The sequence below is a fragment of the Polaribacter sp. 2405UD43-2 genome (assembly GCF_058147125.1).
In genome coordinates this window covers 210681-222603 of the sequence record NZ_JBYVJX010000005.1, presented here as the reverse complement: position 1 = coordinate 222603, position 11923 = coordinate 210681, and the positions used below count along the sequence as shown (strand labels likewise).

Below are 11923 nucleotides of genomic sequence, written 5' to 3'. Positions count from 1 at the left end.
ATTTTGGCGATTTTTTTGTGCTTTTTTGTTTCTTTGTTCTTCTTAATGAAAATTCAAAGAATCACATATTTATCTCTAGGCACAAATCAAGGAAATAAAATTGAAAACCTACAAAATGCTATCAGTGAAATAGATGATAAAGTTGGTGCTATTCAAAAAATTTCTTCTATTTATAAAACTCCAGCCTGGGGTTTTAAAGGTGATGATTTTTATAATATTTGCATTAAAGTTTCTACCTACCAACAACCAGAAACTTTAATGAATTCTTTATTAGAAATTGAAAATGATTTAGGCAGACAACGCTCTACAGAAAAAGGATATCAAAACAGAAATATAGATATCGATATTTTATTATTTGATGATGAAATTATCTTCTCAAAAACACTTATTGTACCTCATTCTAAAATGTTAGAACGGAAATTTGTAATGATTCCTCTTTTAGAAATTGCAGCAAATGTTATTCATCCTATAGAAAAAAAACAAATTTCTGGTTGCATACTAAATTGTAATGATGATTCAGAAATTACTGTTATCTCTGAAAAACTAGAAAGACCAATTCCGTTATCAGAAAAGTATAATTATATTGCTATTGAAGGAAATATTGGAGCAGGAAAAACATCTTTGGCAAGAATGATTTCTGATGAGTTTAATGCCAAAATGGTATTAGAACGTTTTGCAGATAATCCTTTTCTCCCTAAATTCTACGAAGATAAAGAACGATACGCATTTCCATTAGAAATGAGTTTTCTAGCAGATAGATATCAACAATTAACCGATGATTTGGCGCAATTCGACTTATTTAAAAATTTTATTGTTTCAGATTATTATATCTTTAAATCGTTAATTTTTGCTCAAGTAACATTACAAAAAGAGGAGTATCTATTATACAGAAAAATGTTTGATTTAATGTATAAAGAAATTACAAAACCAGATTTGTACATTTATTTATATCAAAATACAGAACGTTTACTAGAAAACATTAAAATTAGAGGAAGAGCATATGAACAAAACATTAAACCTTCGTATTTAGAAAAAATACAAAGTGGTTATAAAAGCTTTATACACACTGAAAAAAATTTAAATATACTAATCATTGATGTTTCAAAATTAGACTTTGTAAACAATATTAAAGACTACAAGTACATTATTAATAAAATAAAGTATTTTTAAAAAAAAAATTATACTTTTGCAGGAATGAATAATTCCCCCAATTGTTTTAAAACAGAAAATTACACAAAAAATGAGGAGAATTTTTTTATTTGTTCTTTTTAGCTCTCTTTTAATAGCTAAATCCTTTGGACAATTTACTACAGATGAAATTACTTACGGAAACAGAATCGACTTAGAAAACAGCAATAGTTGGGCTGTTGGTGGTGGTATCAGTAATTTTATAATGCATGGAGATTTACGCTCAATAGGTACAGGAGATGATACAAATTATTTAAACTTTGGGGCATTTGCTTATGTTGATAAAATGTTTAATCCTTTATTAGGGTTAGAATTAAAAGCATTTTATACACAAATGTCTGGTGGTGCGCAATATTTTAACAACTCTAATATATTCTATAGAATTCAATATGTAGAAAAAGATGTTCTCGATTTAAACAACACAAATTTTAAAGGAAGAGCTTTTGGAGGCGAATTAAATCTAATTTTTAGTTTTACAAATTTATATCAAACTGTAGCAACAAAATGGCATGCTGCAGGATACTTTGGGGTTGGTTACCATTTATACAATTCAGCCTTGTATGAATATAGAAACGGAGATAATGTAAAATTACCAAATGCAGATTTTGGGCATAACCCTGCAAGAAACAGTGTAAATAATGCTAGTTCTATATACTTATCGGCTCAATTCGGTTTAAAAAGAAGAATAAGTAAACGAGTAGATTTAGAGTTTAGAACAGGAATGTACTTTAATTACGAAGACCATTTAGATGCAGCTATTTCTAGAAAACAAGATTGGGAAACTTTCTTTGTTTCGAGTATTGGTGTTGCTGTAAAATTAGGTAAAAAGAAAATTTTTACGATTTGGGGTGATGAAAATGGTGGTGCAGGAAACCAATTTAAAATTGTTGACACTGATAATGATGGTGTAATGGATCAATTAGATATTGAACCAAATACACCTGCAGGTGTAATGGTTTATGGTAATGGTAAAGCAGTAGATTCTGACAAAGATGGATTACCAGATTACAAAGATAAATGTCCTTTAAAATACGGACCAATATCTAACCAAGGTTGTCCTTTAAATAAAGATACTGATGGTGATGGCATTATGGATGGAGAAGACTTATGCCCAAATACTCCTGGAGTTGTAGAAAACAGAGGTTGTCCGAAACAACAAGAATTAAAACCAGACAATATTAATCAACAAATTGCATTATTAGCAACAAGTATTTATTTTGACACAAATAGTGATCGAATTAAAAGTATTTCTTTTGCAAATATTGATAAGATTATTGCTTTAATGAAAAAAGTGCCAAGCGTTAAATTTGTTATTGAAGGTCATACAGACAATAGAAATAGTGACAGATACAACTTATACTTATCTCAAAGAAGAGCTGCAAGTGTTAGAAAGTATATGATTAAACAAGGTATACCTAATAACAGATTAGAATCTAAAGGATATGGTGAGTCTAGACCTAAATTCTCTAACGACAATGCAGGCGGTAGACAATTGAATAGAAGGGTAGAAATTAAACCTATAGGTTCTATTGATTAAATAATTTAAAATACAAAAAATAAGAAAAGAGACTACTTAAAATGTAGTCTCTTTTTTTTTGCAAATAAAGATTTTTTTGAAACCAAACATCCTTATGTATTTCGCTGGTTTCATACTCAATCAAGTTGAGTACAAGCTTTGACCTAAAAAAGATCAAAAACCAAAATTCTGTATTTAGATTCCCGTTTTCACGGGGATGACAATTTAAACGGAAACCCCAAGGCAGAGCCTCAAGGAATTCTTTTCGATTAAATTAAGAGTATAAAAGTAAAATAATTAAACACAAAAAACTACTGAAATTATATCAGTAGCTTAAAATTATTGGTAATAAAACTTTATTATAATTCTATTTTTTTAGTTCTAATTTTTCTGCAAAATAAGCGCAAAAATCTCTCATTGTAGCACTCATTTTTTGATCATCTGTAGCACGCTCAAAAGTATCTGCCATAGATACTAACGTTTGATGATAGAATTGTTTCATCTCATCTACAGGCATATCTTTTGTCCATAAATCCATACGAAGTGTATCTTTCTTTTTATGATCCCAAACAGAAATCATTATAGATTTTGATTCTTCATTTTCAATCCCTCCATCTTTTGCTGTCCAAGAAATCTCTTCTGGAATTTTATTCTCATCCAACCCAACATTAAAAGTTATCTCTGAATTATGTTTTACTGACATTATTTTTTTGGTTTGTATTTAGATTTATTAAATAAATCTTGTGGTTTTATTTTTATTAATTCTTGCAAAGATACATCATTATGTTTCATATAAGATTTAACAATTTGCCAGCCAATCCAAACTCCTATTCTTCCTGGAGAAAGATTGTCTTCTGAAGAATAAAACTTAGAAAATGGAGCAATTTCTAAAAACCTTTTATTTAATTTAGTATCTGTACTAAACAACAAATTTTTTTCTACAAAATACATCCATATTTGCTCTTCATTTACAATTGCCCAATTTAATTTTTCTTTTTGATAACCCATTTTATTTTTATCAGAAACCTTAGGTAAATACAAATCTAAGAGGTACATTTTTTTTCCTTCGTTAATCATTTTTGCAACAAAGCTTCTTTCTTTAATGGGATGCATTTGCTTATCAATAATAGCGTTTGCAACATCAACAATAATTCTTTCTTTTGTATTATTTTCTCTAATATATTTAGGATAATCAGCATAAAATCTATGGTTTTTGCCTAAATAAGCGTCTAAAGAAATTAACAATAAACTATCTGCATATAATATTCTATTATCATAATCAATATTACTTATCACTGTTGTTAACTCTGGCTCTCTAAATTTAGGATTGTAGTATTTAATATGCTTAAAAAGATTTTTAATTTGATGTTCAACATCAGAAAAGTTTTTATATAATTTTTGAGTTTCTAAGAATAGTTCTTGCTCTTCTTTATCTTTTATTTTAACAAGTGCAATGCTATCAGTAAATTCAGCAGGAAATAAATAAGGATATTTATTTTTTAATTTTAAAAGTGATGTTTTATCTGATGTATAAAAATCAGTTTCATATCTTTTAATTGAAAAATTAACATCAATATTAGATACATCAATTACTTTTTTCTTTTTATCACAAGAAATGACAAACAATAAAACCATTAAAACTCTTATAAAAAATCTCATAAACTTTGTATCTTGCTATTAAAACTAAAGAACGACAAAATTACTAAAATAGTTTATCAATGAAGACTGAAAAAGTTGCAATACACATTATAAAATGGTTAAAGAATTATGCAGAAAATGCAAAAGTAAAAGGATTTGTTGTTGGTATTTCTGGCGGTATTGATTCTGCGGTAACATCTACTTTATGTGCCAAAACAGGATTTTCTACCTTGTGTGTAGAAATGCCTATTCATCAAGCAGAGAGCCAAGTTACTAGAGCACAAGAACATATTGCTCAGTTAAAAGAACATTTTAAAAATGTTTCTGAAGTTGAGGTTGATTTAACTTCTACTTTTGAAAACTTTAAAAAAGTTGTTCCTAAAGTTAATTCTTCTCCTAAAGTTGATTTATCTTTAGCAAACACAAGAGCAAGACTTAGAATGACTGCTTTATATTATTTAGCTGGATTGAACAGTTATTTAGTGGCAGGAACAGGAAATAAAATAGAAGATTTTGGTGTAGGTTTTTATACAAAATACGGAGATGGAGGTGTTGATTTAAGTCCGATTGCAGATTTATTAAAGTCTGAAGTTTATGAGTTAGCAGCTTACTTAAATGTACCAAATTCTATACAAAAAGCGCAGCCAACAGATGGTTTATTTGGAGATAGCAGAACAGATGAAGATCAAATTGGTGCTTCTTATGATGAATTAGAATGGGCTATGAAAATGCATAATGAAGGCAAAACAGAAAATGATTTTTCTAATAGAAAATTAGAAGTTTTTAAGATTTATTCTAGATTAAACAGAATCAATCAACATAAAATGGTTGCTATACCTGTTTGTAAAATCCCAAAAGATTTAAAATAACTCTTTTAACCTATAAAAAATGCCTTAATATTTCTATTAAGGCATTTTTTATTTTACTTGTTTGATTAAAGTAAGTTTGCTGCAATCATCTTTTGTTTAATTTTTACATACGCCTTTTTTTTAGAACCTCTAATAATATTAAAAGGTAGTAAGATAAAAAGCCAAATTATTTTTAACACCTGTAAAAACCTCTCCATATCTTAATCTTTAGTATCTGTATAATAAGACACTTAAAAAGAAAGGAAGTCACTTTAATAAATTTTAGAGGATATTTAAAAATAATAAAAATTACTTACAGTAAATTAGCAGCAATCATCATTTTTTTAATTTTCATATAAGCTCTTTTTTTAGATCCTTTAGAGATTTCGAAAGGCAATAAAATAAATAGCTGAGCAATTTTTAACAATTGTAATATTTTTTTCATAGTGTGAGGATTTTTCTTTAGCGTGTGCAATATACAAAAAAACTATTTAGTTATAATTTTTTAGAATAGGGAAAAACACCCCTTTTTATAAGACTATAAATTATATTACTCTGTTTAGCTTTTCAAACAACCTCATTTTTAGGCTAGTATAGTTTTTTACAACCTCTAAATCTATAGATTCTGTTTCTTCTTGAGCCGCCTCTTTCATTAACTCATCAATTTTTTCTCCAATTAAAATTCGTCGTAAATTAAAAACAGAATCGTTAACAGCTTTTTTTAAAACCTCTAAAGCTCCTGTAACAAAAATATTTTTACTCTCCCAATTACTTAATTGATACTTTTCTTCATCCATTAAAATTGAAGTTACAGTTGATGCAATTTTTGGGTTTTTATGATGAATAAGAGCATCAATATCTAGTTTTTCTAATTGATTTAATTGATGAATAATTTCGCTATAAATTTCTTGAAATGTAGAATTAGAAAACTCAATTTCATCTTCTTGCAAGTGTAAATATATTTCTGCAGACACCGTATTTTGATATTTTCTAGTAGTAATTGTTTCTTTACCCTCTTCATCTACATTTATAAGATCTTCAACAAATTCTACCTCTTCATTACCATATAAAAGAAGAATTCTTATAATCTCATTTTCTAAAATAGATAATTGATCTACTTTTTGCGTAGCAATTCCACCACCTTTAACTAAGCCCATTTGCGCTTGTTCTTGCTCCATAAAATATTCTGGAGGTGGTTGATTTGGATCTTGATGAAGTCTATTTTGTTGTTTACTAGCTTTGTTTTTTTCTTGTACTCCTTTCTTTAACAACTGTGCTAATTCGCTAAACAAAACTCGCTCAGAAATATCCATAATTCTTGCACATTCTTGCACATAAACTTCACGCTGAATGCCATCAGGAATTTTAGAAATACTTGTTACAATATCTCTTATTACTCCTGCTTTTTTTATAGGATCATTATTAGAATCTTTTAATAAAAGTGATACTTTAAAATTGATAAAATCTTGCGCATTCTTTTCTAAATATTCTTTTAAGCTTGCATCAGAATTTGCTTTTGCAAAACTATCTGGGTCTTCTCCATCTGGGAATTGAACCACTTTTACGTTCATTCCTTGTTCTAAAATTAAATCAATTCCGCGAATAGAAGCTCTAATTCCTGCAGCATCACCATCAAATAAAACCGTAATATTTTTTGTTAATCTGTTAATTAATCTAATTTGATCTGAAGTTAATGCTGTACCAGAAGAAGCCACAACATTCTCTATACCAGATTGATTGAAAGAAATAACATCTGTATAACCTTCAACTAAAAAACAATTATCTTGCTTGGCTATTTCTTTTTTTGCTTGATAAATTCCGTAGAGAATTTTACTCTTATGGTAAATATCACTTTCGGGTGAATTTAAATATTTTGCAGCTTTTTTATCCGCAGTTAAAATACGTCCTCCAAAACCTAAAATACGTCCAGACATAGAATGAATTGGGAACATTACACGTCCTTTAAAACGATCAAACTGTTTGGTTTCTTTTACAATAGTTAAGCCTGTTGCTGCTAAATATTTTAATTCATATCCTTTAGCTAAAGCAGCTTTTGTAAAATTATCCCATTCATCTATACAATATCCTAAATCGAATTTTTTAATGGTTTCTTCTCTAAAACCACGTTCTTTAAAATAACTTAACCCAATTGCTTTTCCTTTGTTGGTATTCAACATAATATTATGAAAATAATCTTTGGCAAAATTAGACACCAAAAACATACTTTCTCGTTCATTCATCTGCGCTTTTTCTGCTGATGTTTGCTCTGTTTCTTCAATCTCAATATTGTATTTTTTAGCTAACCATCTTAAAGCTTCTGGGTAGGAATAATGTTCATGTTCCATTAAAAAAGAAACTGCATTACCTCCTTTTCCGGTAGAAAAATCTTTCCAGATTTGTTTTACTGGCGATACCATAAATGATGGCGATTTTTCATCTGTAAACGGACTTAAACCTTTAAAATTACTTCCTGCTTTTTTTAGCTGAACAAACTCACCAATAACCTCCTCTACTCTTGCAGATTCAAAAACGCGGTCTATGGTATTTCTAGATATCATTTTTTGTGGTTCTAGTTTTTAGACCCTTCAGGTTTCTAAAACCTGAAGGGTCTTTTACTAATAGTTAATTTTATGAACTTCCTCTTTTAATTAGCAATACGCGTTAAGGATTGAGCAACTGTTTGAGTTCTTTTTTGTTTTTCACAAAAAAAGCGAGCGCCTTTCGACTACGCTCAAGATAAACTTCAGCCTGACCAGAAAGGGAACGCCCAAAATATTTTATGAAGCTGCTTTTAACTTTTTTAATGTTGTATTTGTTAATTTTGCTTCTGCATATTCTTTAGTAACATTGAATTCTTTTTGATCAGAACTTGGCAAATCGAACATTGCATCTGTAAAAATTGCTTCGCATAAAGAACGTAAACCTCTTGCTCCTAATTTATACTCAACTGCTTTTTCTACAATGTAATTTAGTGCTTCTTCTTCTATTGTAAATTCAACATCATCCATAACAAACAATTTTGCATATTGCTTTATGATTGAATTTTTAGGCTCCGTTAAAATAGCACGTAAAGTTTTAGCATCTAAAGGATTCATATAACTTAAAACTGGTAAACGCCCAATAATTTCTGGTATCAATCCAAAAGATTTTAAATCTAAAGGTGTTATGTATTGCAACAAATTTTCTTCATCAATTTTATCTTCTTCTAAAGAAGCTCCAAAACCAACTGCTTGTCTATTTAAACGTTTACTAATGATTTTATCTATACCAGAAAAAGCACCACCAGCAATAAATAAAATATCTTTTGTATTAACCTCTATAAACTTTTGCTCTGGATGTTTTCTTCCACCTTTAGGTGCAACATTTACAACAGCTCCTTCTAATAATTTTAACAATGCTTGCTGCACACCTTCTCCAGAAACATCTCTTGTAATGGATGGATTATCGCCTTTTCTGGCAATTTTATCAATCTCATCTATAAAAACAATACCTCTTTGTGCTTTTTCTACATCATAATCTGCGGCTTGTAACAATCTGCTTAAAATACTTTCTACATCTTCACCTACATAACCCGCTTGTGTTAAAACAGTGGCATCTACAATAGAAAATGGCACGTTTAACATTTTGGCAATTGTACGAGCAACTAAGGTTTTTCCTGTTCCTGTTTCTCCTACTAAAACAATGTTCGATTTTTCTATTTCTACATCATCTTCATCATTTCTATCTTGCAACAAACGTTTATAGTGATTGTAAACTGCAACAGCCATTGCTTTTTTGGTTTCATTTTGACCAATAATATATTGATCTAAAAAATTCTTGATTTCGATAGGTTTTTTTAAGATTAAATCTTTAGATAAGCTACTCGATTTTGCATCAGAAATTTCTTCTGCTACAATTCCGTGCGCTTGCTCTATACATTTATCGCAAATATGTGCATCCATACCTGCTATTAGCAAGTCTGTTTCTGCTTTTTTACGTCCGCAAAACGAACATTCTAAATTTTCTTCTTTCGACATTTTAATCGCTTTATGCTTTAGATTATAAGCTATAGGCTTTCAGCAGTATGCAAATTGTAAACTACAATTTTGCTTTTCGCTTATTGCATAAAGCTTATGGCTTAAAGCCTTTTTACTTTCTTGCTAAAACTTCATCAATCATTCCGTAAGCTTTTGCTTCATCTGCTTTCATCCAATAATCTCTATCAGAATCGTTATGAACTTTTTCTACAGTTTGACCTGAGTGATTTGCTATGATTTGATACAACTCGTCTTTTAGTTTTAAGATTTCTCTTGCTGTAATTTCGATATCAGAAGCTTGCCCTTGAGCACCTCCTAATGGTTGATGAATCATAACTCTAGAATGTGGTAACGCAGAACGTTTTCCTTTTTCTCCTGCACACATTAAAACGGCTCCCATAGAAGCTGCCATACCTGTACAAATTGTTGCTACATCTGGTTTTATAAACTGCATTGTATCATAAATACCTAAACCTGCATACACACCTCCGCCTGGAGAATTGATGTAAATTGAAATATCTTTATTGGCATCTACACTTTCTAAAAACAACAATTGTGCTTGAATAATATTAGCTACTTGGTCGTTAATACCTGTTCCTAAAAAGATAATTCTATCCATCATTAAACGTGAGAAAACATCCATTTGTGTAATGTTCATCTGGCGTTCTTCCATAATATATGGCGTTAAACTACTGGTAATTTTATTGTAATATGTGCTGTTTATTCCGTGATGTTTTGTTGCATATTTTTCGAACTCTTTTCCGTAATCCATTTCGTGATTCTATTTTAAGTTTAATCCTGTAAAGATAAGAACTATTTTCTTACTTCTATGTTACACATAGTCGCTAAAAAAACCTGAATCTAACAACAATTCAGGTTTTTTTTATAATGAGATTCCTGCTTTCGCAGGAATGACAGATTATTGTCTATTTATAAACCTCTTTAATGAAATCTTCGTAAGAAACTTCTTTTGTTTTAAATTTCATATTCTCTTTAAAGAAAGTCAATAATTTTTGACTGATTAATTGAGATTGCAATTTTTGTGCTTCTTCTTGATTCTGTAAGATTCTACCAGCAATATCATCCAATTCTTTTTCTTCTGGATTCATATTACCAAATTGAGCCATTTGCTGACGGATAAATCCTTTGGCGTAGTCTACCAATTCTTGATATTCTAATTTGATATCGTTATCTTTCATAATCTTACCTTCGATTAATTGATAACGTAAACCTTTTTCAGATTTTTCGTACTCGGCTGCAGCTTCATCTGCAGATAATTCTTTTTCTCCTGCAGTTGCTAACCATTTTTGTAAAAATTCTGCAGGTAAATCAAACTTTGTGTTTTCTATTAAATGCTCTGTAATTGCATTTAATAATTGTTGATCTCCTTGTTGTAAGAATTGCTTTTCTGCATCTTCCTTAATTTTTTCTCTTAATTCTGTTACTGTAGAAACACTACCGTCTGTAAATAATTTATCGAACAATTCTTTGTCTAAATCTGCTAATTCTGTTTTTGTAATTTCTTCTACTGTAAAAGTAACCGTAATATCTAAATCGTGAATTACATCGTGAGAAACTCCTAAAATGTGTTGTAATTTATGGTCGTCTTCGAATAATTTTTTTGTATCAAATTCAATTACATCACCTACTTTAGCTCCAATTACTTTCTTTTCGTTTTTCTTTCCTTTAAGGTCGTTAACTAAAAAAGTAGATTTTTTATTGATGTCATTCTCTTCGTTTACAAAAGTACCCGTTACATTAGCGTGCTCAGTTGCTTCCTCTAAAGAACTCATTTTTCCGTAACGAGTTTGTAAGTTTTTTACTTCTTCATCAATTAATTCATCAGTAGCAACAATATTGTATTGTTTTACTTTGTTTTTACCATTTAAATCAACCTCAAATTCTGGTACTAAACCTAATTCGAATTCAAAAGAAAATTTATCTGCATCCCAGTTAAAATCATCTTGAACTCTTGGCAAAGGGTTTCCTAAGATATCTAATTTTTCTTCAGTAATAAATTTGTTTAAAGAATCTTGTAAAAGCTTGTTAACCTCATCTATCATTACAGATTTACCATATTGTTTTTTTACCATTCCCATTGGTACGTGTCCTTTTCTAAAACCAGGAATGTCTGCTTTTTTACGATAATCTGTTAATACTTCTGTTACTTTTGCTTGATAATCATCTGCAACAATATCTACTTTTACAACTGCGTTTAACGCGTCTATGTTTTCTTTTGTAATATTCATTTCTTATTCTTTAAAAAATCGAGTGCAAAATTAGTCATTTTTATTGATTGCACAAATGTTTAAATACTTCTATTTCAGTTATTTTAATGTTTTCTTATCTTCTTTTAATAATGAAAATAATGCCGACCTAAAAATGGACAGTAATATACTGAAAAACAAGGCTGCCCAAAAACCAGAAACTGCAAAACCATCTACCAATTTATCTGCCAACAAAATAATACAAGCGTTGATTACAAATAAGAATAAACCTAAAGTTACAATGGTTGCTGGTAGGGTAAAAAAGATTAGAAGTGGACGTACAAACATATTTAGCAAAGAAATTACTACTGCTACAATAATTGCAGAAACATAACCTGTTACTGTAATTCCGGTTAAAATATTGGCTAAAATAATTACTGCCAAAGCCGTTAATAAGATTTTTAAAAATGTTTTCATTTATATAATTTTAAACTACTGAAAGCGAAAACT

At 29.4% G+C, this 11923-nt stretch carries 11 protein-coding genes; 3 read left to right on the top strand and 8 right to left on the bottom strand.

Annotated elements, in window-relative coordinates; genetic code table 11:
- Nucleotides 1-45 precede the first annotated feature (45 nt).
- Both folK and ACY2RX_RS09105 read left to right on the top strand, forming a co-directional pair.
- Complete coding sequence (folK, locus tag ACY2RX_RS09110; RefSeq protein ID WP_490103663.1) at nt 46-1170, top strand: 2-amino-4-hydroxy-6-hydroxymethyldihydropteridine diphosphokinase; 1125 nt, start codon at nt 46-48, stop codon at nt 1168-1170.
- Between the two features lie 70 nt (nt 1171-1240).
- Nucleotides 1241-2725: an OmpA family protein gene (locus tag ACY2RX_RS09105; RefSeq protein ID WP_490103662.1), complete on the top strand. Its 1485-nt coding sequence runs from the start codon at nt 1241-1243 to the stop codon at nt 2723-2725.
- A 346-nt stretch (nt 2726-3071) separates the two neighbouring features.
- On the opposite strand, the gene gldC is transcribed toward ACY2RX_RS09105, so the two are convergent.
- Both gldC and gldB read right to left on the bottom strand, forming a co-directional pair.
- Nucleotides 3072-3407 carry a gliding motility protein GldC gene (gldC, locus tag ACY2RX_RS09100; RefSeq protein ID WP_490103661.1) on the bottom strand — a complete coding sequence of 112 codons (336 nt, stop codon included), beginning with the start codon at nt 3405-3407 and terminating at the stop codon, nt 3072-3074.
- Nucleotides 3407-4363: a gliding motility lipoprotein GldB gene (gene gldB, locus ACY2RX_RS09095; protein WP_490103660.1), complete on the bottom strand. Its 957-nt coding sequence runs from the start codon at nt 4361-4363 to the stop codon at nt 3407-3409. The genes gldC and gldB overlap by 1 nt, the downstream gene beginning before the upstream one ends.
- A gap of 59 nt (nt 4364-4422) precedes the next feature.
- On the opposite strand from gldB, the gene nadE reads away from it, so the two are divergent.
- Nucleotides 4423-5211 (top strand): NAD(+) synthase, encoded by a 789-nt coding sequence (gene nadE, locus ACY2RX_RS09090; protein WP_490103659.1) that lies wholly within the window; start codon nt 4423-4425, stop codon nt 5209-5211.
- 292 nt (nt 5212-5503) lie between these two features.
- Here nadE and ACY2RX_RS09085 read toward each other — a convergent pair whose 3' ends face one another.
- From ACY2RX_RS09085 to ACY2RX_RS09060, 6 genes are all read right to left on the bottom strand, one after another.
- Nucleotides 5504-5635 (bottom strand): hypothetical protein, encoded by a 132-nt coding sequence (locus ACY2RX_RS09085; RefSeq protein WP_490103658.1) that lies wholly within the window; start codon nt 5633-5635, stop codon nt 5504-5506.
- A gap of 100 nt (nt 5636-5735) precedes the next feature.
- Nucleotides 5736-7748 (bottom strand): DNA primase, encoded by a 2013-nt coding sequence (gene dnaG, locus ACY2RX_RS09080; protein ID WP_490103657.1) that lies wholly within the window; start codon nt 7746-7748, stop codon nt 5736-5738.
- A 219-nt stretch (nt 7749-7967) separates the two neighbouring features.
- Nucleotides 7968-9206, bottom strand: a complete 1239-nt coding sequence (gene clpX / locus ACY2RX_RS09075; protein ID WP_490103656.1) for an ATP-dependent Clp protease ATP-binding subunit ClpX — start codon at nt 9204-9206, stop codon at nt 7968-7970.
- A gap of 112 nt (nt 9207-9318) precedes the next feature.
- Nucleotides 9319-9978, bottom strand: coding sequence for an ATP-dependent Clp endopeptidase proteolytic subunit ClpP (gene clpP, locus ACY2RX_RS09070; protein ID WP_490103655.1), 660 nt, complete (start codon nt 9976-9978; stop codon nt 9319-9321).
- A gap of 154 nt (nt 9979-10132) precedes the next feature.
- The gene (gene tig / locus ACY2RX_RS09065) at nt 10133-11455 is read right to left on the bottom strand and encodes a trigger factor (RefSeq protein ID WP_490103654.1); all 1323 of its coding nucleotides are present in this window, start codon (nt 11453-11455) and stop codon (nt 10133-10135) included.
- A 78-nt stretch (nt 11456-11533) separates the two neighbouring features.
- A complete protein-coding gene (locus ACY2RX_RS09060) occupies nt 11534-11890 on the bottom strand; it encodes a phage holin family protein (RefSeq protein WP_490103653.1) in 357 nt (118 codons plus the stop codon).
- Nucleotides 11891-11923: the final 33 nt, after the last annotated feature.